This window comes from Nocardia sp. CY15, assembly GCF_009829295.1.
Classification (GTDB): domain Bacteria; phylum Actinomycetota; class Actinomycetes; order Mycobacteriales; family Mycobacteriaceae; genus Nocardia; species Nocardia sputi.
In genome coordinates this window covers 167,420-188,816 of the sequence record NZ_VUOT01000002.1, presented here as the reverse complement: position 1 = coordinate 188,816, position 21,397 = coordinate 167,420, and the positions used below count along the sequence as shown (strand labels likewise).

The window sequence follows — 21,397 nt, the reverse complement described above, 5'->3', positions numbered from 1 at the left end:
CTCCCGCTAACCGCCCCCCCCCCCCGGTCGCTCGCCGCGGTGCCGGTCACGGCTTCGGCGTGACGTCGCCGCGGCGAGCGACCGCGTGCGCTCAGGCGCCGGTCTCGACCGCCTTCTTGATCTTGCCCAGCGTCTCGTTCATGCCGCGCACCAGATCTTCCTCGAACGAGGCCTCGCCACCGAGCGCGACATCGATCCCTTTGCGGGAAAACCAGGTGGTGCCGTTGGGCACATCCCGCCGCTCGATCAGCCGCGTGCCGGATTCGGTCGGCTCCAGGGTGTAGCTCCACACCGTCCGGTTCTCGTTGACCTTGAAGGCCCAGGCCTGGTTCGGCTCGAACCGCACGATACGGGCGGTGGTCGGCCAGAATTTCTTGCCGTCCCGGTTGAGGTTGATCGTCCAGGTGCCCGCCGCGGGCCTGCCCAGCGCCACCATGCGGACGCACTGTGGGCTGAACTCCGGCATCCGCCTCAGATCGGAGACCACCGCCCACACCCGCTCCGGGGGCGCGGCGATGTCGATGCTGGCTTCGAGATTTTTCGGCAACGCTGCCTCCGGGTGACGAGCGACGGACCGACGACCATCCGTCCGAGCGCTTACGGTCGATTCGCGCACATTTTAGACGGGAGGACAGTTGCGTCACATTTCCGCTATACGCGCACCGGCCGCTGTAATGAACGGCGCACAATAACGGATAGATGAAGCAACAGACCAACAGACACTGCCTCCGACTTTCGACGTCCCCACGTGAGGTGATCGGCCGTGAAACTGCGCTCCCTGCTGCATCGTCGACCAGCGGACCAGGTTCCGCTACTGCCGGCTATCGAGCCCGAGAACGGGCGAAGAGCCTCCGGCGCCTCGGCGTCCCTGCGCAGCGTCCGCGCGGCCGCGCAGGAAGAACGCCTGGAGCGCCTGCTCACTCCGAGTGAGCTCGATCTCGTCCTGCGTCGTCGGCTCTGAGCTCTGCGCGAACGCCCACGACAGAGCCCGTCCAGAGGCTCCATACTCGTCAGGTGACTTCACCCGCTGCTACGAAACCGGCCATCCTGAGCGTCGATGACGATCCGGGTGTTTCCCGGGCGGTCGTGCGCGACCTGCGCCGCCGTTATGGCGCCGATTACCGGATTCTGCGCGCGGAATCGGGTGCGCAAGCGCTCGACGCGCTTCGCGAGATGAAGCTGCGCGGCCAGCCGGTCGCGGTATTGATCGCCGACTATCGGATGCCGGGCATGGATGGCATCGAGTTCTTGGAGCAGGCCATGGACCTGCACCCCTACGCGCGTCGCGTGCTGCTGACCGCCTATGCCGACACCAATGCCGCGATCGACGCGATCAACGTCGTGGACTTGGACCACTACCTGCTCAAGCCGTGGGATCCGCCGGAGGAGAAGCTCTACCCGGTGCTGGACGGCCTGCTGGAGGCCTGGCGCAGCAGTGAGCATCGTCCGGTCACCGAGACGAAGGTGGTCGGCAATCGCTGGTCGCCGCGCTCGTCGCAGGTGCGGGAGTTCCTCGCCCGCAACCAGCTGCCCTATCGGTGGTACCTGGCCGACGAGCCCGAGGGCGCGCGGCTGCTGGAGGCGGCGGGAGCCGACCCGGAGCGCTGTCCGGTGGTGATCACCTCGGCGGGCGAGGCGCTCGTGCAGCCCACCGACAGCGAACTGGCGCAGAACGTCGGCCTGACCGTCGACCCGGCGGGCGAGTTCTACGACCTGATCGTGGTCGGCGGCGGTCCCGCCGGTCTCGGCGCGGCGGTATACGGCGCGTCCGAGGGTTTGCGCACGGTGCTCGTGGAGCGGACCGCCACCGGCGGACAGGCCGGGCAGAGTTCGCGCATCGAGAACTATCTCGGCTTCCCCGACGGCCTGTCCGGCGCGCAGCTGGCCGACCGGGCGCGGCGGCAGGCCGCGAAATTCGGCGCGGAGGTGATCACCACCCGCGAGGTGGTCGGGCTGGAGGTCAACGGGTCCGCGCGCACCGTGCGGTTCGCCGACGGCGGCAGCCTGTGCGCGCACACCGTGATCATCGCGACCGGCGTCGACTACCGCCGCCACCCGGCGCCCGGCGTCGACGACTTCACCGGGCGCGGCGTCTACTACGGCTCGGCCATGACCGAGGCGTCCGAGTGCGCCGATCACGAGGTCTACATCGTGGGCGGCGCGAACTCCGCGGGGCAGGCCGCGGTGTTCCTGTCCCGCAACGCGCGCACAGTGCACCTGGTGGTCCGGGCGGATTCGCTGGAACAGTCGATGTCGCACTACCTGATCCAGCAGATCGCGCAGATCGCGAACATCGAGGTGCACACGAACACCGAGGTGATCGCCGCCGACGGTGGCGATCACCTGCAGCAGATCGTGCTGCGCGACAACCGGACCGGAGCCGAGGAGAAGGCCGACGCGGAGCGGCTGTTCCTGTTCATCGGCGCCGCGCCGCAAACCGATTGGCTCGACGGCGTGGTCACGCGCGACAGCGCCGGTTACGTGCTCGCCGGGCCGGACCTCATGGTCGACGGCGCGCGCCCCGCCGGCTGGGAACTACCCCGGCCCCCGCATCATCTCGAGACGAGCGTGCCCGGCGTGTTCGTGGCAGGCGACGTGCACGCCGAATCGGCCAAGCGCGTCGCCTCCGCCGTCGGCGAGGGTGCGATGGCCGTCATGCTCGTGCACCGCTATCTCGCCTGATCAGGAGGCTGCCAGATGACTTCGAACCCGACCGCGGACCGCCGTAGCCGGCTGGTCTGCGACCCCGCCGAGCTGCGCACCTTGTTCCTGTTCGAGAAGCTGAGCGACGAGCAGCTGGCCTGGCTGTGCGCCGACGGCCGGATCGAGACCATCGAGCCGGGGGTCGTCTACCACGAAGGCGAACCGGCCACCTGCCTCTACGTGCTGATGGACGGCGAGGTGGTGCTCACCAAGCAGTCCAGCGGCGCGGAGATCGAGCTGGTCCGCACCGAGCACCGCGGCTCATACGCGGGGGCGTGGATGTCCTACATCGGCGACAAGGTCGAGCAGACCTACAACAGCTCGCTGCACGTGACGCGGCCGTCGCGGTTCTACGTGCTCGACGCCGAAGTCTTCGCCCGGATGATGCGCGAGTGGTTCCCGATGGCCGTCCACCTGCTCGAGGGCGTGTTCTTCGGCAGCCGCAACACGAATGCGCGCATCGGTGAGCGCGAACGGCTGCTCGCGCTCGGTTCGCTGTCGGCGGGCCTCACCCACGAGCTGAACAATCCGGCCGCCGCCGCGGTGCGCGCCACCTCGGGTCTGCGCGAGCGGGTCGCGGGCATGCGGCACAAGCTGGCGATGATGGCGGAAGGCAAGTTCGACGCGGCGTCCTTGGGCGCCTTGGTGCGCCTGCAGGAGGAAGCTGCCGCCCAGGTCGCGAAGGCGCCGGAACTCACGCCGATGGAGGCCGCCGACCGGGAGGACCTGCTCGGTGAATGGCTCGAGGAGCACGGGATCGCCGACGGCTGGAACCTCGCGCCGAACTTCGTGCAGGCCGGTTTCGACACCGACTGGCTGGAGCGGGTGGCCGCCACCCTGGAGGGTTCTCCGGAGCAGGTGTTCCAAGGCGCGATCCGCTGGTTGAACTACACCATCGAGACCGAGCTGCTGATGAACGAGATCGCCGACTCGACGACGCGCATCTCCTCGCTGGTCGACGCCGCGAAGCAGTATTCGCAGATGGACCGGGCGCCCTTCCAGGTGGTCGACGTCCACGAACTGCTGGACAGCACGCTGGTGATGCTCAGCCGCAAGATCGGCGACGGGGTGCGCGTGGTCAAGGAGTACGACCGGAGCTTGCCGCAGGTGCCCTGCTACGCGGCCGAACTGAACCAGGTGTGGACCAACCTGATCGACAACGCCGTGTACGCGATGAACGGCAGCGGCACGCTGACCATCCGCACCAGGCACGAGAACGACTGCGCGGTCGTGGAGATCGGCGACACCGGGCCGGGTATCCCGCCGGAGGCCCGCAACCGGATCTTCGAACCGTTCTTCACCACCAAGCCGATGGGCGAGGGCACCGGGCTCGGGTTGGACATCTCGTTCCGCATCGTGGTCAACAAGCACAACGGCGACATCCGGGTGGACTCCGAGCCGGGCGACACCAGGTTCACCGTCTGGTTGCCGCTTCGCCGCCCCGAACAAGAGCAGATCGATGCCGTCGCCGCGACGATCACGGAAGGACAGTCATGACCGAGCAAGTCGCGGGCATCGATCCCGCGGTCCCACCCAGCGGCCCCGGTTGCCTGGAGTGCGAGCAGAACAGCGGCTGGTGGGTGCATCTGCGCCGCTGCGCCCAGTGCGGGCATGTCGGCTGCTGCGACACCTCGCCCGCGCAGCACGCGACCCAGCACGCGAAGAGCACCGGACACCCGTTCATCCAGAGTTTCGAGCCGGGCGAGGACTGGTACTACAACTTCGAAACCGAGCAGATGTACACGGACGGACCGGAATTGGCTCCACCGCGCAGTCATCCAGCCGATCAGGGCGCGCCGGGCCCGCGTGGGCGGGTTCCGTCGGATTGGCAGGCACACATCCACTGACCCCGGGAAAACCGGTACGCTGCTGCGAACGCCGGGCCTTCCGGCGCCACGATCCACCCGGGAAAGCACGGTATGAAACGAATTTCCACCATCGTCCTGGCTGTCGGGACGGTGGGTTTCCTGCTGGCAGGCTGCGGCGGAGCGGACGAGTCCAGCGACGCGAACGCATCGCGCCAGAGTTCCCTGAGCGCGACGATCTCCGCCCCGGCCACGCGCACCACGACCGCTCCCGACGCCGCGACGACGAGCGATTCGGCGCCGACCGACACCCCGGCCACGACGAAGGACAGCGACTCCTCCCTCGGTCCCGCCTCCAGCACCACCTGCGGTGAGTTCCGGAAGCTGGACACCGACGCGGAGAAGGCGCTGATCGAGCAGATCCTGGCGGAAAACCCGGGTGGCCCGTTCGACGGCAGTCCGAACGTCGCGCTGGGCACGGCCAAGCTGGTGTGCCTGTCGCCGAGCGTCGCCGACACCTCGGTCGCGGTGGCCGCCGGAATCGTGCGGAAGTAGCCGGTAGATCGCGGTCCGCGGCCATACCGAGACGACGGACCGTGACCGAGGGCGGGGGCGCGCGGCAGAATGGCACAGTGGCAGAACTGGCACTCACCGCCCGCCTGAATCCCTCGGCCGCCGACGCCCGGCGGGGGGTGGTCCGACTGCATCCGGAAGCGCTGACCGCGCTGGGGTTGCGGGAGTGGGACGGAATCATGCTGGTCGGCTCACGACGCACGGCCGCTGTGGTCGGCGTCGCTCGCCAGGGAACGCCCGCCGGGGTCGCCCTGCTCGATGACGTCACGCTGTCCAACGCCGGACTGCGCGAGGATTCGACGGTGGTGGTCTCCCCCGCGACCGTCTACGGCGCGAAACAGATCGCGGTGAGCGGCTCGGTGCACGCCACCCGCACGATCCCGGCCGCGACACTGCGGCAGGCGCTGCTCGGGAAGGTCGTCACGGTCGGCGACGCGGTCTCCTTGCTGCCGCGCGACCTCGGACCCGACATCAGCTCCACGGCCGCCACCTTGGCGCTGTCGCGCACCTTCGGGATCGCGTGGACCACGGAGTTGCTCACCGTCACCGCCACCGATCCGCGCGGGCCGGTGAGCGTGCAGCCGAATACCGCGGTGGTCTGGGGCGCGGGAGCGGTCGCCGCGCGGTACGCCGCCGATCTGGCCTCGGCCGGGACCCCGATCCCGGTTGGCGAGGCCTCGCGCGGCGCCACCGAAGCCGCCGTCTTCGGCACGGCGGCGGGCAACAACGGCGTCGCGACCGGGCGGACCGCGGCGGCCAGGGACACCACGCCGAGCATCTCGGTCGATGACCTGCCGGGAGTGCGCGGCCAAGCCGCGAAGCTCGACGAATGGCTCAGTCTCGCCTTGGACGAGCCCGAACTGCTGCGCACGCTCGGCGCACGACCTCATCTCGGCGTGCTGATCACCGGCCCGGCCGGCGTCGGCAAAGCCACTCTGGCCCGGGCGGTCGCGTCGCCGCGGCGCGTCGTGGAACTCGACGGTCCCACCATCGGTGCGGCCGAGAGCGGCGCACGGCTGCGCGAAGTCGCCGAGGCGGTGGCCGACATCGGCTGCGGCCAGGGCGGCGTCCTGCTGATCACCGACATCGACGCGCTGCTGCCCGCGGATGCCGAGCCGGTCGCCACGCTCATCCTCGACCAATTGCGCGCCGCGATCGCCGAACCCTGCGTCGCGTTCCTCGCGACCACGGCGCACCCCACCGGAATCGACCAGCGACTGCGGGCGCCCGACCTGTGCGACCGCGAACTCGCGCTGCCGCTGCCCACCGCCGCCGTGCGCAAGCAGCTGCTGGAACAGCTGCTGCGCAAGGTGCCGACCGCGGAGCTGAAACTCGACGAGGTCGCCGCGCGCACGCCGGGCTTCGTGGCCTCCGATCTCGCGGCGCTGTGCCGGGAGGCGGCGCTGCGCGCGGCGTCGCGGGCCAGGGAGCACGGCGAACCGCAGCTCACCCAGCCGGACCTGCTCGGCGCGCTGGAGGTCATCCGGCCGCTGTCGCGCTCGGGCATGGAGGAACTCGCCATCGGCAGCCTGGGTCTGCACGACGTCGGCGACATGGTGGAGACCAAGCAGGCGTTGACCGAGGCGGTGCTGTGGCCGCTCCGGCACCCGGACTCCTTCGCCCGCCTCGGCATCGAACCGCCGCGCGGGGTGCTGCTCTACGGCCCGCCCGGCTGCGGCAAGACTTTCCTGGTGCGCGCGCTGGCGGGGACCGGTCAGCTCAGCGTGCACGCGGTCAAGGGCGCCGAGCTGTTGGACCGGTGGGTCGGTTCGTCGGAGCGGGCGGTGCGCGAACTGTTCCAGCGAGCGCGCGATTCGGCGCCCTCGCTGATCTTCCTGGACGAGGTGGACGCGCTGGCCCCCCGCCGCGGCCAGAGCGCCGACGCCGGCGTCGGCGACCGAGTGGTCGCGGCTCTGCTCACCGAGCTCGACGGCGTGGAACCGCTGCGCGACGTAGTGGTTCTCGGCGCGACCAACCGCCCCGATCTGATCGACCCGGCGTTGCTGCGGCCGGGCAGGTTGGAACGGCTGGTCTTCGTGCCGCCCCCGGATGCCGCCGCCCGCAGGGAGATCCTGCGCACCGCGGGCCGCGCGGTGCCGCTGGCCGACGACGTCGACCTCGAAGCCCTCGCACAGCAATTGGACGGCTACTCAGCGGCCGACTGCGCCGCGCTGCTGCGCGAGGCCGCGCTCACGGCGATGCGCCGGGACATGCAAGCGGCCGACGTCACCGCGGATGACGTGCAGGCCGCCCAAACGGTGGTGCGGCCATCGCTCGACCCGTCGCAAGTCGACGCGCTGCGCCGCTACGCCCTGGATCGAGGATAGGCCGCGCAAATCGCCCCGTTAAGGGCAATTTGTCGGCAATCACAAGATCGCGCGGGAACCACGGGTATGTTCGACAACCGTGCGCAGGGTCGGCGACATTCTCGACGCGACCACGGCCTTCACAGGAGCCGCGGTCGCGGGCGTCACGCTGTTCCTGCCCGTCAGCGTCGGCACGCAAGGTCAGGCCTCGTCGTACCGGATCGCGGGCCTGCTCAACAGCGTGCCCCGCGGCGCCGCGCTGGGGATGATCGTCGCCGTGACGGTGGCCGTGCTGGTCACCACCACCAAGCGGCCGCTGACCGGGTGGGCGACGGCGACGGCCGCCGCGCTGGCGCAGCTGATCAACCACTTCGCCGGACGGCGGGGGTCCACGGCCGAGATGCTGACCACGCAGAACTACATCGACGCGGTGTGCGCCGCGGTGCTGCTCGGCGGGCTGGGCGCGGTGGTGCTGCGCCGACCCCTGCCCGGCGCGGCGTTCGCGGTCGGCGGGGTCGGAATCTTCGGCTTCGGCGATCTCGCGGCCCTGCTGGACATCACCGCGGATCCGTACGCGGTGCTGGAGACCCCGACGCGCTGGATGATCGCCGCGGCGCTGGCCATGCTGATGATCAGCACCATGCACAACTGGCGGCGCACCGAGGAGCCGAAGACGTCGCGGATGGCGATCGCGCTGCCGGTGGCGCCGATCCTCGCCGCCATGGTGCTCGCGCTGGTGGTGCTGGCCGGCACCGAATGGCTGGGCCGGCAATACAGCAAACTTCCCGCGGAGGGTCACGCGGTCGAGATCGGGATCGTCGTCGCCGCGACGATCGTCAGCGCGACCGCCGCGGCGATGCTGCTGCCCGGACGCGACGGCACCGGCGTGTACCTGGCCGTCAGCCTCACCGCGGCGGTCGACGCCGTGGGTTACGCGGTCCGTCCCGGGTGGACCTCCGCGGTGCTGATCGCGTTGACCGCGGCTGGCGTGGCCATCGGCGCCCGTGTGCCCTCGACGGCCATCGCCATCCTGCTGCTGGCGGGCATCGCGGTATTCGCCATCGTCACCTCCACGTCCGCGGGCACCGTCGCCTTCGCCGTCATCAGCGGCGTCATCGCGTTGACCGCTGGTTACTGCTGCGGTACGACGCGACCGCAGTACGCGCCCAGCGGTGTCCTGGCGATCAGCGCTCTCTACCTTCCCTCGGCGGTGTCGGTGATGCCGGACAAGTTCAAAGACTGGCGCGAGGACGTGGCGATCCACGACGCGACGCCCGGCCGCACCGCGCTGGCCATCGTCGTCGGCAGCGCGATCGGCCTCGTCATGCTGCGCAAACTCCGGCCGCGCAGCAAGTCGCAGGCGAAAGGGCAACTCGAGAGCGAATCATTAGCGGACATATAGCCCCGCTTCGAACCGATGGCGGACGCCATACTTGCCCCGTCCGCGAAAAATGCAGGGTTTACGTAGGATTGTCCCGAACACCCCGCCGCCCCTACTCGACGGAGTGAGTTTGCTCGCAATCCTGCTCGTCCATGCCGCAGCCGCCTTGTCGGCTCCGCTGTGGGTGCGGGCACTGGGGCGCAACGCTTTCTACCTGCTGGCTTTGGTCCCGCTCGGCTGTCTCGGCTGGGTGATCGCGAATTGGTCCGTTCCGCAGCGCGTTCGGCTGGCTTGGGCGCCGAGCGTCGCGCTGAACGTCGACCTGCGCTTCGACACCCTCGCGGCCGTCCTGTGCGCGCTCGTGCTGGGCATCGGGGCGCTGGTGCTGGTCTACTGCGCCAGGTACTTCCAGGACGACGAGCCGCGGCTGGAAGTGTTCGCCGCCCAGCTGGTGGCGTTCGCCGGGGCGATGTTCGGCCTGGTCACCAGCGACAACATGCTCTTGCTCTACGTGTTCTGGGAAGCGACGACAGTGCTGTCGTTCCTGCTGATCGGCCACAACGCCGAACAGGCGGCCGGCCGCAGAGCCGCGATCCAGGCGCTGCTGGTGACCGGCGCGGGCGGATTGGCGATGCTGGCCGGCATCGTCGTGCTCGGCACGGTGACCGGCAGCTATCTGCTCTCGGACCTGATGTCGGGAGCACATTCCCCGAGCGGGGTGGCGGTCGAGATCGCGGTGGCGTTGGTGCTGGTGGGCGCGCTCACCAAATCCGCTGTGGTACCGCTGCATTTCTGGCTGCCCGGCGCGATGGCCGCGCCGACACCGGTGAGCGCGTACCTGCACGCCGCGGCGATGGTGAAGGCCGGTGTGTACCTGGTCGCCCGGCTCGCACCGGTGTTCGCGCAGAACCCGGTGTGGCATCCGCTGGTGCTCACCCTCGGCCTGGCGTCGATGCTGCTGGCCGGGCTGCGAGCACTGCAAGTGGTGGATCTGAAACTGGTGCTGGCCTTCGGCACGGTCAGCCAGCTGGGCTTCCTGATCGTGCTGGTCGGCATCGGCACGCCCGGCGCCGCACTGGCCGGAGTCACCCTGCTCGTCGCGCACGCGCTGTTCAAGGCGTGCCTGTTCCTGGTGGTCGGGATCATCGATCACGGTGCGGGGACCCGCGATCTGCGGCGGCTGTCGGGTCTCGGCCGCCGTGCTCCGGTGCTGTGCGGCACCGCGATCCTCGCCGCGCTCAGTATGGCGGGCATCCCACCGCTGCTCGGGTTCGTGGGGAAAGAGAGCGCCCTGAGCGCCGTACTGGACGCCGGTGTGCTCCCCGCCTGGGCTCGCGGCGCGGTGCTCGCCGGAATCGTGCTCGGCTCGATGCTGACAGTCGGCTACAGCATCCGGTTCATCTGGGGAGCTTTCGCGGACAAAGGCAACGAGCCGCGGGCCGCTCCTCGCGCCGCATCCATGGCCCACCAGCCCAGCGACGTACCCGTCATCGGGGGCCGGCCGGAGGCGGTAAGCAGTTTTCGCTGGCACGCGCCGGGCGCTGTCTTCGTGGCGGCACCGGTGATCCTCGCCGTCGCGAGCCTGGTGGCAGGTCTCGCACCGTCCTGGCTGGACGCACGGCTGCGCCCCTACGCCGAAACGCTGACCGGCCCCGCGTTTCCCCCTCTGGCGCTGTGGCACGGATTCACCCCGCCGCTGGCGTTGACGGTGCTGATCGTCACCGTGGGCGTCCTGCTGTTCCGGCTGCGCGACCGCTTCCCCGAATCCGCGCAGCCCCGTCTGGGCAACGCCGACCGCGCCTACGACGCCACGCTGCGCGCGATGGACACCCTCTCGCTGCGGATGACCGGCGCTGTGCAGCGCGGGTCGTTGCCGCTGACCCAGGCGACGATCCTGGTCACGCTGATCATCCTGCCGACCGTCCTGCTCGCCCTCGGCGCCCGCACCGGCGTGACGCCGCGCCTGTGGGATTCGCCGCTGCAAGCGGCCATCGGCGCGATCATGGCGGTGACCGCGATCGCCGCGACGGTGCTGCGCAACCGCTTGGCCAGCGTGCTGGTCGTGGGGGTGACCGGGTACGGCTGCGGGGTGATCTTCGCGCTGCACGGGGCGCCCGACCTCGCGCTGACCCAATTCCTGGTGGAGACGCTGACCCTGGTGATCTTCGTCCTCGTCCTGCGCGCTTTCCCCGCGCGGATCGAGGCCCGCCGCAGGGCCGCGTTCAAGGTGCGCAGGGCGATCCTGGCGGTGGGGACGGGAACGGCGGTCGCGGTGCTGGCCGGTTTCGCCGTCGCGGCCCGCACCGCCGAACCCGTCTGGCCCCGGATTCCCGATGCCGCCTACGAGTTCGGCGGCGGCAAGAACGCCGTCAACGTCCTGCTCGTCGACCTGCGGGCGTGGGACACCCTCGGCGAGATCTCGGTGCTCGTCGTCGCCGCTACCGGCGTCGCCTCACTGGTGTTCCGCAGCAGGCGTTTCGGCAGCGCGCCGCGCGCGACGGACTCCCCCGACTACGACCCGGAACTGGTGAGCTGGCTGCCCGCGGGCCGTCTGGTCGACCGGGCCGAACGGTCGATGGTCCTGCAGATCACCACGCGGCTGGTGTTCCCGACCATCATGGTGCTGTCGGTCTACTTCTTCTTCTCCGGCCACAACGCACCCGGCGGTGGATTCGCCGGTGGGCTCACCGCTGGACTCGCGCTGACCCTGCGGTATCTCGCGGGTGGCCGCTACGAATTGGGCGAGGCGCTGCCCGTCGACGCGGGTCACGTCCTGGGCGCGGGTCTCACCTTGGCCGCGGGCACGGCCGTTTCGTCGCTGCTGCTCGGCGCGCCCCCGCTGTCCTCGGCGATCTTCGAGGTGTCGCTACCGGTTGTCGGCCACGTCAAGGTGGTCACCGCTCTGTTGTTCGATCTCGGGGTCTATCTCATCGTGGTCGGCCTGGTGCTGGATGTGCTGCGCAGCCTGGGCGCGCGGCTCGACAGCGAACTGGCCGACGCCGAGAACCCCTCGGCGAAAGGCGACCCCGGCACATGACCGTCAATCTGACACTGCTGGTGGTAATCGGCATCCTGGTCGCGTGCGGGGTGTATCTGATCCTGGAACGCGCCGTGTCGAAGATGCTGCTCGGGCTGATCCTGTTCGGCAACGCGGTGAACCTGCTGATCCTCACCGCGGGCGGCGGCGACGGCAAACCGCCCATCCGCGGCGAGGCGGACGTCGACGAGATGGCCGACCCGCTCGCCCAGGCGATGGTGCTCACCGCGATCGTGATCACCATGGGCATCGCGGCATTCGTTCTCGCCCTGGCCTACCGCGCCTACACGCTCACCACCAGCGACGACGTCGCCGACGACCAGGAAGACGCGGATGTCGCACGGCGGCGCGCCGGAGAGGACCCGGAGACGTGAACCTGTCCCCCGGCCTGCTGCCGATTCTCGCGCCGCTGCCGGTGCTCGTTCCGCTGCTCGGCGCCGCGGCCACGCTCGTGTTCGGCCGCAGGCCCCGCGTCCAGAGCGTGGTCATCGTCGCCGCGCTCGCCGGTGTCGTGGTGATCTGCGGTCTGCTGCTGTACCTGGCCGATCGGGACGGCACCACCGCGTTGCAGGTCGGCGGCTGGGCGGCCCCGATCGGCATCACGCTGGTGGTCGACCGGCTCTCGGCGGCGATGCTGCTGGTCTCGTCGGTGGTGCTGCTGTCGGTCGCGCTGTACGGCGCGGGCCAGAACATCCGCGACGGCGACGAGCGACAGCCCACCTCGATCTACCGCCCCACGTATCTGGTGCTGACCGCCGGTGTCTGCGCCGCCTTCCTGGCCGGTGACCTGTTCAACCTCTTCGTGGGCTTCGAAATCCTGCTCGCGGCGTCGTTCGTCCTGCTCACCGTAGGCGCGACCACCGAACGCATCCGGGCAGGCGTGGCCTACGTGATGGTTTCGATGGTGTCGTCGCTGATCTTCCTCACCGGCATCGGCCTGGCCTACGCGGCCACCGGAACGCTGAACCTGGCCCAGCTCGCCGTCCGGTTCGGCGACGTGCCGGAGGGCACACGCACGGCGATCTTCGCGGTGCTGCTGGTGGCGTTCGGCATCAAGGCGGCCGTGTTCCCGCTGTCGAACTGGCTGCCCGACTCCTATCCGTCCGCCCCGGCCCCCGTCACCGCAGTGTTCGCCGGTCTGCTCACCAAAGTCGGTGTGTACGCCATCATCCGGACGCACTCGCTGTTGTTCCCCGACGGCGGCTTCGACTCGGTGCTGCTGGTGTGCGGCCTGCTCACCATGCTCGTAGGCATCCTCGGCGCCATCGCGCAGAGCGACATCCGCCGTCTGCTGTCGTTCACGCTGGTCAGTCACATCGGCTACATGGTGTTCGGGGTCGGACTGGCCAATGCGGCCGGACTGTCGGGCGCGGTGTTCTATGTGGCGCACCACATTCTGGTGCAGACCGCGCTGTTTCTGGTGGCGGGCCTGATCGAACGGCAAGCCGGATCCACTTCGCTGCGCAGATTGGGCGGGCTGGCCGCGGCCAGCCCGCTGCTGGCCGTGCTGTTCCTGATCCCCGCCTTGAATCTCGGTGGCATTCCGCCGTTCTCCGGGTTCGTCGGCAAGGTCGCGCTGTTGCAGGCGGGCGCCGAGCGGGGCAGCGTGCTGGCCTGGATGCTGGTCGGCGGCGCCGTGCTCACCAGCCTGCTCACCCTCTATACCGTCGCACGGGTATGGAGCAAAGCGTTCTGGCGACCGCGCGAGGACGCGCCCGAGGGCCATCTCACCGCGGCGAGGCCGCCGACGCTGATCGAGGAAACGACCGACGTGCACTACGACGAGCGCACCGATCCAGGCCGGATGCCGCCGCTGATGGTGTTGTCCACCGCGGCGCTCGTGCTGGCCGGTCTGTGCCTGACGGTGCTGGCCGGTCCGATCCTCGCGATCGCCGACCGGGCCGCGCTCGACCTGCGCGACCCCGGCGTGTACATCGGTGCGGTGCTGGGTGATACGCCCGGCGATCGAGGAGGTCCGCGATGAGCGTCGAGCAGACCGGGCGCGGCAGGGCGCGCGACACTGTCGTCCGGGTCGGCATCCTGGTCTGGCTCACCCTGGTGTGGCTCGCCCTGTGGGGTGATCTCAGCACCGCGAACCTGTTGGGCGGACTGGTGATCGCCGCACTGATCATGGTGGCGCTGCCGCTGCCGCGAGTGCCGGTGTCCGGCCGGCTGAATCCGTTTCCGCTCCTCGAATTGGTCGTGGTGAGCGCTTATTACGCGGTGGAATCGAGTCTCCAGGTCGCCTGGCTCGCGATCCGGCCCGCCCCGATGCCGGTGTCCGGGGTGCTGCGCGTGTACGCCCGCACGCGATCGGACTTGGTGCTGGTGTTGTGGAGCGATCTGCTGAACCTGATTCCCGGCACCATGGTGCTGGAGATCGACCGCGGGCGCTGTGTGGTCTACGTCCACGTCCTCGACGTCGGCAGCGACGCAGCCGTCGACAAGTTCTACCGGACCACCCGGCGGCTGGAACGACTGCTGATCGAAGCGTTCGAGCGCTCGACGGGATGGCCGTACTCCCGACCGGTCGAGCCTCCGGAGGTGACATAGTGACCGTGGTCGCCGTGGTCGCCGCCGTCATCCTGACCGCGGCCGCGCTGCTCACCACTTACCGCGTCGTCATGGGGCCGAGCACTTTGGACCGGGTGGTCGGTGTCGACTCGCTGATGGCCATCGCGGCCTCCGGACTGGCCGTGTGGGCGGCTTACAGCGCCGACACCACCGTGGTGCCCGCGATCGTCGCGCTGGCGCTGGTCGGGTTCCTGGGCTCGGCCGCGGTGTCCCGATTCCGGGTGCGGGACGACAAATGAATCTGTGGCATGTGCTCGCGGGCACCTTGATCCTGTTCGGCTCGACGCTCGCGCTGACCGCCGCGGTCGGCATCGTGCGCTTCCCCGACACGCTGACCCGGATGCACGCCGCCACCAAGCCGCAGGTCATCGGGCTGATCCTGGTGCTCGCGGGCGCCGCGATCCAGCTACGCGGGCACGGCAACGTCTGGGCGCTGGCGCTGGTCGGGCTGTTCACCCTGCTCACCGCACCGGTGATCGCCCATCTCATCGGCCGCACCGCCTATCGCGAGCAGCGCCACCGCGACGGGCTGTTGCGCATCAACGAGATGCGCGACGACGACATCGACTAGCTCGGGTCTCGAAGTCGGTGAGGGCGGGCCTTGCCCACCCTCACCGGTGTCGGATCCATTGGTTGGTGGCGGCGATGCGGAGTGCGGCAGGTAGAGGTAACCCGTCAGTGGTCAGGCCGGAACCCGGTCGGCGGCGAGGAAATCGTCGACGAAGCCCAGCGCCCGGTTCTCGAAGCCCGCATAGTGGGCTTCACGGACCGCGCCGGTGAGGGCTTCATCGAACAGCAGATTGCCCGCGGCGTCCAGACGCTGCCGCTTTTCCTCCGCGCCGGCCAACAGCCCCACCGACGACTGTGCGAGGCCGCAGTAGTAGGCGACACCGTCGTTGAGTTGCGCGCTCAGGGCATCCTGCATGAGTTCGACGACCGCGTCGTCGTCTGCCGCTCCCGCCAGGCCCAGCCACAGCATCCGCTTGCCCGCGAGCCGGGGCTTGCTGCGGCCGTAGGCGAATCCGTAGTTCCACACCCGATCGATCCAGCCCTTCAGGATCGCCGGGACCTGCATCCAGTACACCGGGAACACGGCGACGATCACGTCGGCGGCGCGGATGCGCCGCATATGGCTCTCGGCTTCCGGAGAGTAGGTCTTCTCCCGATTGCCCCAGTCCGGGAGGTCGGCGGCGGTCATCCGGGGATCGAAGTTCTCGGCGTGCAGGTCCAGCAGGTCGATCCGGTAGCCGGCCGCGGTGAGCCGCCGGGTGGTCAGTTCAGCGATATGGGCGGTCAGCGAATCGGGCCGGGGGTGAGCGACGACAACCAGCGCGGTGCGGGTGGTCGTGGTGTCCACGGTCGGGTTGTGCTGCACGGGGGCCTCCCATGTGAGTCCGGAGTTCCGGACGAGTCGGTTTGTGCGGTCTGGTCCCATTCCACACTCCGGACAATGGACGATCTATGGGTAAAGATCTACATTCGATAGGAGTTCGTCTACCATCGACGGTGTGGACCCATTGAGCAAACTGCTGGGCGGTATCCGTGCCGAGGGAGCCGTGCTCACCACCGCGGTTTTGGAAGCACCGTGGAGCATCCGGTTCGCCGACGAAGCGCCGCTGACCATGGTCACCGTCCTGCGCGGTGGGGGAACACTGCTGCTGCCGGGCGGTCTCGAGCGTCGGATCACGGTAGGGGACACCGCGATCGTGCGCGGCCCGGAACCCTTCGTCCTCGTCGACAGCGCGGATACTGTCCGCCTACCGCACGAGGAATACGAGGTCGCCTGTTTCGCGCCGGACGCGAAATGCGATCCCGTGCTGGACGGCGGTCGCTGGGGAAACGGCCCCGCCGGTGAGACCGCTCTGATCGTCGGCGCCTACCGCGCGTCCGGCCGGCGCCACGAACGGCTGCTGAGTGCTATACCACCCGTCCTGGTCGTGACCGACGATGTCGAGGTGTGCGCGTGGATGGAGTCGATCGCCGTGGATGCGGCCCGGCGTCCGGCCGGAGCGCAGGCGATGATGGACCGGCTGCTCGACTGGGCGCTGGTGTGCACGCTGCGCGACTGGTTCGAGGGGCTGGACGCTGCCGCGCCGGGTTGGTACCGCGGGTCGGCCGATCCGGTGGTCGGGCCGGCGTTGGAGGCCATGCACGGAAAGCCGGCCGCCGGTTGGACGGTCGCGTCACTGGCCGCCGAGGCGGGGGTATCGCGGGCGCTGTTCGCACGGCGGTTCTCCGAGGTCATGGGACAGTCGCCGCTGGCGTATCTCACCGAATGCCGGATGGATGAGGCGGAGGAACTACTGGTCGACCGGAGTCTCACCGTGGCGCAGGTGGCGAAGGCCGTCGGTTATGCGGACGCTTTCGGTTTCAGTGCGGCGTTCAAGCGCCATCGGGGTATCCGGCCCAGCGATTTCCGCGCCACCGCCGATCTCGGAGCGTGAACCGGTACCGGTCTCAGCTCGCGACGGGCTCGACTTCCCGCTCGGCCTGCCGCGGCTGCCGCACGGTCGCGAACCACGTCGCGTGGAATGCCGCGGCGAGTCCGGCCAGCAGCCCGAGCACGACCGTGCCCGCGAACACCGGGTACTCGGCCATGGGCACGGCGAGGTACCGGTAGGACAGCAACAGCACGGCCAGCACGACCGCACCGGAGGCGACCAGCCGGACCCGGAACCATCCCCAGCCGCGCTCCGGCTCGCGCAGCGCCGACTCGACGGTCAGGCACAGCACCGCGCCCGCGACCAGGTCGACGCCGTAGTGGTATCCGAAACCCAGGGTGGCGGCCAGAGTGGCCAGCAGCCAGAACGCACCACCCCAGCGCAGCCAGGCCGGCGCGGGCTCGCCGTCGCTGTCGCGACGGGTGTGCAGGAACACCGACAGCGCCCAGGCCGTGTGCATGGAGGGCATGCAATTGCGTGGAATCGCGGCGTCGAACGGCAGCGGCATCGGAGTCCGGTCGATCGGCGGCACCACGCCCGGCCAGTAGTTGCCCAGTTGCAGCCCGTCGCCGTCCGGTCCGTACGCGAACATCGGCCCGACGACCGGGAACAGGACATACACCACAGGGCCGATCAACCCCAGCACCAGAAAGGTCCGCACCAGGTAGTGCGACGGCCAGCGGCCCGACGACATCACGCGGCGCAGCTGCCACACCGCCACGACGATCGCCGCCACCGGCAACTCGATATAGACCCAGTGCAACACCGCGTAGACCACTGGGCCGAGCGCGTCGACCGCACGGCCGAGCACCCACGACGGATCGCCCAGCGCGTGGTCGGCCAGCATCACGTACTCGTCGAGCACCGTCGGCCTGCCGATGACGGTGACGTGCAGCCACACGTCGCCGACCTTGGTGGCCAGGATGAGCAGCGCGCCCAGCGCGGCCGCGTGCAGCGCGGCGCGTCGTTCGGCGCCCGGCCAGCGCAGCCAGGCCACCAGCGCCAAGCCGGTCAGCACGATCACCGGGCCGTTGCCTATCGCGAACGGCTCGCCCGCCAGCAAGCGGGCCCCCGCCCACACCACGTCGACGGACACCGCGATGCCGACAGCGACCAGCCGCCTGCGGGCCGAGATGCCCACCAGCGCAAGGACCAACCCGGCCCAGGGCACCGACATGGATTTGGGTGTGCCGACGTAGTCCCGCGCCAAACTCTCCAGCGGGCCTTCGAACCCCTGCCAGGTGGCGACGACCTGCAACACGATCAGCAGCACCGGCACCGCGGCCACCGCCGCGGTGACCCGAACCCGGGTCTGTGGCACGCGGCGGCTCGATACCGCTCTTCCTGCTTTGGAACCCGGGTCTTCGACTAGCATCCGACCATAGTAAACGGGGGGTGAACTGCGTCCCCCTGGCCAGCTGAACAGCAACCGACCTGTCCGCGGCCGGACGCTACTGTTTCAGCTCCTCGACCAGCGCGTCCACCACCGCGACCAAATCGCCCTGCGACGCCGCGGCAACTCGGCGTTGACGCTGATAAGAGGCCCCGCGCTTGGGGATCTCGGCGACCAGCGCGAGCTCGTCCGCGCAGTTCAGCCGCGCCGCCGTCGGTTCCAGCCGGTTCAGCAGATCGTTCAGGTCGTCGGTGACCAACCGCTCATTGCTGTCGGAGTCGGTGATGATGATCGCGTCCAGCCCGTAACGGGCTGCCCGCCACTTGTTCTCCTGCACATGCCACGGAGGCAGGGTGGGCAGGTCCTCGCCGTTCTCGACGCGGCGATCCAGGTCGACGATCAGGCAGTGGATGAGCGCGGCCATCGCGGCGAGCTCGGCGCGCGTGGAGATCCCGTCACACACCCGCACCTCGATGGTGCCCCACTTCGGCGCCGGACGGATGTCCCAGTGCATGCCGCCGAGCTGTGTGAAGACGCCGGTCTTGATCTGATCGTGCACGAAATGCTCGAACTGGGTCCAGTTCTCGAACTGGAACGGCAGGCCCGCGGTCGGCAGCTGCTGGAACATCAGCGTTCGGTTGCTGGCGTAGCCGGTGTCCGATCCGGACCACATCGGCGAGGACGCCGACAACGCGAGCAGATGCGGATACGACAGCAGCAACGAGTTGAGGATCGGGAACACCTTGTCGCGGTGGGAGACTCCGACGTGCACGTGCACGCCCCAGATCATCATCTGCCTGCCCCACCACTGCGTGCGGTCGATCAGCTCGTCGTAGTGCTCCGACCGGGTCAGCTGCTGAGCCGACCACTGCGCGAACGGATGGGTGCCCGCGCAGAACACGTCGACGCCGAGCGGGTCGCCCGCGCGCCGCACCGTGTTCATGGTGCCGGTCAGATCCTCCACCGCCGCGCCGACGGTCTCGTGCACGCCGGTGACGAGTTCCACGGTATTGCGCAACAGCTCCTTGGTCACCTGCTGCGTGCCGTCGTGGGCGCGCAGGTCACCGAGCGAATCGAAGACCGCCGCAGCGGTATTCGACAGATCGCGGGTCACCTTGTCCACCAAGGCGATCTCCCATTCGACCCCGATGGTGGGCCGGGGCGAACCTTCGAAGGGAACGTGCTCGATTCCTGCCCCGGCCATATGCCACCCGCGCTACTGGATCACGCCACAGGCGACACGGCCACCCGCGTCGCCCGTCGCTAGGGTCGTGTCGTCGGGGCCCGCGACGCCATCGGCACGGACGTAACGGTTGGGAATGTTGCCGAAGTTGTCGGCGTCGGCGTGGATGATCAGGGCCTTGCCCTTCACCTCGTCCAGGGTCACCGAATCGGTGGTGGTGACCAGCTTGGCGGCGCCGTCGGAGCGCACCTCCAACGATGTCAGGTCACCGCTGGCCGGGTGGGTGTTGGCGCTGCCGACCTGGAGGTGACCACCGGCGGACAGGAAGTCGCCCGCCGGGCCTCCGGTCGGCGCGACCGAGTTGGGCTCGCACTTGCCGACCTGGTGCACATGCATGCCGTGGAAGCCGGGACGCAGTCCGCGGACCTCGACCGTGACCTGCAGGTGCTCGCCCTCCTCGGCGAAGTTCGCGGTGCCGATCGAGGCGCCCGAGGGGTCCTTCAGCTGCACGGTCACCCCCGGAGCGGTGTGCGGCGTGCCGTGCTCGGTGCTCGACTGTCCGGCCGGAGCGGGGGACCCGGTCCACACCGGCGGGGGCGTTCCCTGGACGTCACTCGACTCCTGGCTGTTCGAGCAGGCGGCGAGGCCGAAGACCGCGACCGCGAGCACCGGGGTCACAGTCCGCCAGGACGGGCGTCGAGTTGGGGACGGGGCCATCGGGGAACTCCTTTACGAGTACCGAGTTTACGAGTAAAGCTGGGTGGACACGTTCGTTACCGGACAAGATGATGCCACGGCCGCCGTGTCGCGCCCCCGACAGGGCGGCACGCCCTCACCTGACCTTCACCGCTGCGTGCGCGCGAACGGCGACCACACGGGTCAGTTACCCGTGACGATCACCGTTACACCCGGCCCGGTGTCCCCGATCCCGGCCGACTTCGGCTCCACGGATGCGTCGAGTTCGTCCGCGACGGCCTGCGCCGCCTCCTTGTCGCCGGGCGAATTGCCGTAGTACACCGTGGTTTTCGCGATATTGGCGCCGGGATAGTTGCCGGTTCCCGCGATCGTCCACCCACTTGCCGAGAGCTGATCGGCCGTCTTGGCGGCGAGCCCGGCCACCATGCTGTTGTTGAGCACGCGCACCGGCACCGAACGGGCTGCCGTGGAGGTGGCCGCCGCGGGAGTCGACGTCACGGTCGCCCGCGCGGTGGACGAGGACGCGGCCGAGGTGGGCGCCTTGGGCGCGGTGGTGCTCGCCGGTACCTGGGGCGCGGCGGTCGCGCTGGTGGTCGGCGATTCGCTGGTTCCCGAGGCGTCGGTGTCGGCATCGGAATTCGACAGCGACATCGCCCCGAGACCGGCGAAAACGATGGCCAACGCGATCAGCACCATCGCCAGGGCGCGCAACGGTGGCCCACCGGAGGTGGGATTCGGGTAGCTCACCCTCGCGAGCCTAGTCGCACCGGGCGGGTCCGGGTCCGCATCGCCGGGTCAGACCTGGAATCCCAGCCGCCGCGCCGCGCGCGCCTTCTGCCTGCTCGCGCGCAGCCTGCGCAGCCGCTTGACCAGCATCGGATCGGCGGCCAGCGCTTCCGGCCGGTCGACCACCGCGTTCAGCACCTGGTAGTACCGGGTCGGCGACATGGCGAACAGCTCGCGGATGGCCTCTTCCTTCGCCCCGGCGTACTTCCACCACTGGCGCTCGAAGGCCAGGATGTCGAGGTCGCGACGGCTCAGCCCGTCGCCGTCGGCCTGCTCGGCCGCAGTGCGCCCCGCCGTGGCATCCGCGCTTGCGGAAGGGTCGTCCTGGATCGCGGAAAGATCCCGTGCCGCTGCGCCGTCCATCTCGCTCCCTCGCCGAGTGACCACCAGACGAAAATGGTGCTTGTACGTCGCGGAACATTCAACCACGCGCACCGGGAATCGCCCGGTCCGCGGCGCGGCGTGTTCCCTACCGGCCGGTAGCGGCGGTACCCGAGGCGCTGTGACGTGGCACCCACG

The 21,397-nt window shown here is 69.6% G+C and carries 22 protein-coding genes; 15 read left to right on the top strand and 7 right to left on the bottom strand.

Annotated features, from left to right (window positions below):
• Window positions 1-91 precede the first annotated feature (91 nt).
• Window positions 92-547 carry an SRPBCC family protein gene (locus tag GVY39_RS06700; protein WP_159921807.1) on the bottom strand — a complete coding sequence of 152 codons (456 nt, stop codon included), beginning with the start codon at window positions 545-547 and terminating at the stop codon, window positions 92-94.
• A gap of 216 nt (window positions 548-763) precedes the next feature.
• Here GVY39_RS06700 and GVY39_RS06695 point away from each other — a divergent pair, with 216 nt between their 5' ends.
• The 13 genes from GVY39_RS06695 (at window position 764) to mnhG (ending at window position 14,950) form a co-directional block, all read left to right on the top strand.
• The gene (locus GVY39_RS06695; protein WP_159921809.1) at window positions 764-961 is read left to right on the top strand and encodes a hypothetical protein; all 198 of its coding nucleotides are present in this window, start codon (window positions 764-766) and stop codon (window positions 959-961) included.
• Between the two features lie 53 nt (window positions 962-1,014).
• A complete protein-coding gene (locus tag GVY39_RS06690) occupies window positions 1,015-2,682 on the top strand; it encodes an FAD-dependent oxidoreductase (RefSeq protein WP_159921811.1) in 1,668 nt (555 codons plus the stop codon).
• 15 nt (window positions 2,683-2,697) lie between these two features.
• Window positions 2,698-4,200 (top strand): ATP-binding protein, encoded by a 1,503-nt coding sequence (locus GVY39_RS06685; RefSeq protein ID WP_159921813.1) that lies wholly within the window; start codon window positions 2,698-2,700, stop codon window positions 4,198-4,200.
• Entirely contained in the window at window positions 4,197-4,550 is a 354-nt protein-coding gene (locus GVY39_RS06680; RefSeq protein ID WP_159921815.1) for a UBP-type zinc finger domain-containing protein, read from the top strand. Before GVY39_RS06685 ends, GVY39_RS06680 begins: the two co-directional genes overlap by 4 nt.
• 72 nt (window positions 4,551-4,622) lie before the next feature.
• Complete coding sequence (locus GVY39_RS06675) at window positions 4,623-5,063, top strand: hypothetical protein (protein WP_159921817.1); 441 nt, start codon at window positions 4,623-4,625, stop codon at window positions 5,061-5,063.
• 77 nt (window positions 5,064-5,140) lie between these two features.
• Complete coding sequence (locus GVY39_RS06670; RefSeq protein WP_159921819.1) at window positions 5,141-7,408, top strand: AAA family ATPase; 2,268 nt, start codon at window positions 5,141-5,143, stop codon at window positions 7,406-7,408.
• Between the two features lie 79 nt (window positions 7,409-7,487).
• On the top strand, window positions 7,488-8,789 hold the full coding sequence (locus GVY39_RS06665; RefSeq protein ID WP_159921821.1) for a hypothetical protein: 1,302 nt from the start codon (window positions 7,488-7,490) through the stop codon (window positions 8,787-8,789).
• Window positions 8,790-8,898: 109 nt separating this feature from the next.
• Entirely contained in the window at window positions 8,899-11,805 is a 2,907-nt protein-coding gene (locus GVY39_RS06660; RefSeq protein WP_159922128.1) for a Na+/H+ antiporter subunit A, read from the top strand.
• The gene (locus tag GVY39_RS06655; protein ID WP_159921823.1) at window positions 11,802-12,179 is read left to right on the top strand and encodes a Na(+)/H(+) antiporter subunit C; all 378 of its coding nucleotides are present in this window, start codon (window positions 11,802-11,804) and stop codon (window positions 12,177-12,179) included. Before GVY39_RS06660 ends, GVY39_RS06655 begins: the two co-directional genes overlap by 4 nt.
• The gene (locus GVY39_RS06650; protein WP_159921825.1) at window positions 12,176-13,789 is read left to right on the top strand and encodes a Na+/H+ antiporter subunit D; all 1,614 of its coding nucleotides are present in this window, start codon (window positions 12,176-12,178) and stop codon (window positions 13,787-13,789) included. Before GVY39_RS06655 ends, GVY39_RS06650 begins: the two co-directional genes overlap by 4 nt.
• The gene (locus GVY39_RS06645; RefSeq protein WP_159921827.1) at window positions 13,786-14,358 is read left to right on the top strand and encodes a Na+/H+ antiporter subunit E; all 573 of its coding nucleotides are present in this window, start codon (window positions 13,786-13,788) and stop codon (window positions 14,356-14,358) included. Before GVY39_RS06650 ends, GVY39_RS06645 begins: the two co-directional genes overlap by 4 nt.
• On the top strand, window positions 14,358-14,618 hold the full coding sequence (locus tag GVY39_RS06640; protein WP_159921838.1) for a monovalent cation/H+ antiporter complex subunit F: 261 nt from the start codon (window positions 14,358-14,360) through the stop codon (window positions 14,616-14,618). The genes GVY39_RS06645 and GVY39_RS06640 overlap by 1 nt, the downstream gene beginning before the upstream one ends.
• Window positions 14,615-14,950 carry a monovalent cation/H(+) antiporter subunit G gene (gene mnhG / locus GVY39_RS06635; protein ID WP_159921840.1) on the top strand — a complete coding sequence of 112 codons (336 nt, stop codon included), beginning with the start codon at window positions 14,615-14,617 and terminating at the stop codon, window positions 14,948-14,950. Before GVY39_RS06640 ends, mnhG begins: the two co-directional genes overlap by 4 nt.
• A 111-nt stretch (window positions 14,951-15,061) precedes the next feature.
• Here the strand turns inward: mnhG and GVY39_RS06630 are convergent, their stop codons facing one another.
• Entirely contained in the window at window positions 15,062-15,754 is a 693-nt protein-coding gene (locus GVY39_RS06630) for an NAD(P)H oxidoreductase (protein ID WP_236565328.1), read from the bottom strand.
• Window positions 15,755-15,887: 133 nt separating this feature from the next.
• Between GVY39_RS06630 and GVY39_RS06625 the strand changes: the two genes are divergently transcribed.
• The gene (locus tag GVY39_RS06625; protein ID WP_201295175.1) at window positions 15,888-16,823 is read left to right on the top strand and encodes an AraC family transcriptional regulator; all 936 of its coding nucleotides are present in this window, start codon (window positions 15,888-15,890) and stop codon (window positions 16,821-16,823) included.
• Between the two features lie 13 nt (window positions 16,824-16,836).
• Here GVY39_RS06625 and GVY39_RS06620 read toward each other — a convergent pair whose 3' ends face one another.
• The 4 genes from GVY39_RS06620 to GVY39_RS35210 all read right to left on the bottom strand — a co-directional run bounded on the left by GVY39_RS06620 (window position 16,837) and on the right by GVY39_RS35210 (window position 20,533).
• Window positions 16,837-18,195, bottom strand: coding sequence for a phosphatase PAP2 family protein (locus GVY39_RS06620; RefSeq protein ID WP_159921844.1), 1,359 nt, complete (start codon window positions 18,193-18,195; stop codon window positions 16,837-16,839).
• A 76-nt stretch (window positions 18,196-18,271) separates the two neighbouring features.
• A complete protein-coding gene (locus tag GVY39_RS06615; RefSeq protein ID WP_159921846.1) occupies window positions 18,272-19,417 on the bottom strand; it encodes a glutamate--cysteine ligase in 1,146 nt (381 codons plus the stop codon).
• Between the two features lie 12 nt (window positions 19,418-19,429).
• The gene (locus GVY39_RS06610; RefSeq protein WP_159921848.1) at window positions 19,430-20,113 is read right to left on the bottom strand and encodes a superoxide dismutase family protein; all 684 of its coding nucleotides are present in this window, start codon (window positions 20,111-20,113) and stop codon (window positions 19,430-19,432) included.
• A gap of 162 nt (window positions 20,114-20,275) precedes the next feature.
• Window positions 20,276-20,533 (bottom strand): LytR C-terminal domain-containing protein, encoded by a 258-nt coding sequence (locus GVY39_RS35210; protein WP_321209588.1) that lies wholly within the window; start codon window positions 20,531-20,533, stop codon window positions 20,276-20,278.
• Between GVY39_RS35210 and GVY39_RS35205 the strand changes: the two genes are divergently transcribed.
• Window positions 20,526-20,834, top strand: coding sequence for a hypothetical protein (locus tag GVY39_RS35205; protein WP_321209589.1), 309 nt, complete (start codon window positions 20,526-20,528; stop codon window positions 20,832-20,834). The genes GVY39_RS35210 and GVY39_RS35205 overlap by 8 nt on opposite strands.
• Window positions 20,835-20,887: 53 nt before the next feature.
• Here the strand turns inward: GVY39_RS35205 and GVY39_RS06600 are convergent, their stop codons facing one another.
• The gene (locus tag GVY39_RS06600; protein WP_159921852.1) at window positions 20,888-21,241 is read right to left on the bottom strand and encodes a DUF3263 domain-containing protein; all 354 of its coding nucleotides are present in this window, start codon (window positions 21,239-21,241) and stop codon (window positions 20,888-20,890) included.
• Between the last annotated feature and the right edge of the window lie 156 nt (window positions 21,242-21,397).

What these genes read in the sequence shown, in the direction of transcription:
- GVY39_RS06685 (WP_159921813.1), top strand. Translation starts at nt 2,698, where the DNA reads ATGACTTCGAACCCGACCGCGGACCGCCGTAGCCGGCTGGTCTGCGAC.
- GVY39_RS06645 (WP_159921827.1), top strand. Translation starts at nt 13,786, where the DNA reads ATGAGCGTCGAGCAGACCGGGCGCGGCAGGGCGCGCGACACTGTCGTC.
- GVY39_RS06655 (WP_159921823.1), top strand. Translation starts at nt 11,802, where the DNA reads ATGACCGTCAATCTGACACTGCTGGTGGTAATCGGCATCCTGGTCGCG.
- GVY39_RS06620 (WP_159921844.1), bottom strand. Translation starts at nt 18,195, where the DNA reads ATGCTAGTCGAAGACCCGGGTTCCAAAGCAGGAAGAGCGGTATCGAGC.
- GVY39_RS06675 (WP_159921817.1), top strand. Translation starts at nt 4,623, where the DNA reads ATGAAACGAATTTCCACCATCGTCCTGGCTGTCGGGACGGTGGGTTTC.
- GVY39_RS06600 (WP_159921852.1), bottom strand. Translation starts at nt 21,241, where the DNA reads ATGGACGGCGCAGCGGCACGGGATCTTTCCGCGATCCAGGACGACCCT.
- mnhG (WP_159921840.1), top strand. Translation starts at nt 14,615, where the DNA reads ATGAATCTGTGGCATGTGCTCGCGGGCACCTTGATCCTGTTCGGCTCG.
- GVY39_RS06680 (WP_159921815.1), top strand. Translation starts at nt 4,197, where the DNA reads ATGACCGAGCAAGTCGCGGGCATCGATCCCGCGGTCCCACCCAGCGGC.
- GVY39_RS06610 (WP_159921848.1), bottom strand. Translation starts at nt 20,113, where the DNA reads ATGGCCCCGTCCCCAACTCGACGCCCGTCCTGGCGGACTGTGACCCCG.
- GVY39_RS06615 (WP_159921846.1), bottom strand. Translation starts at nt 19,417, where the DNA reads ATGGCCGGGGCAGGAATCGAGCACGTTCCCTTCGAAGGTTCGCCCCGG.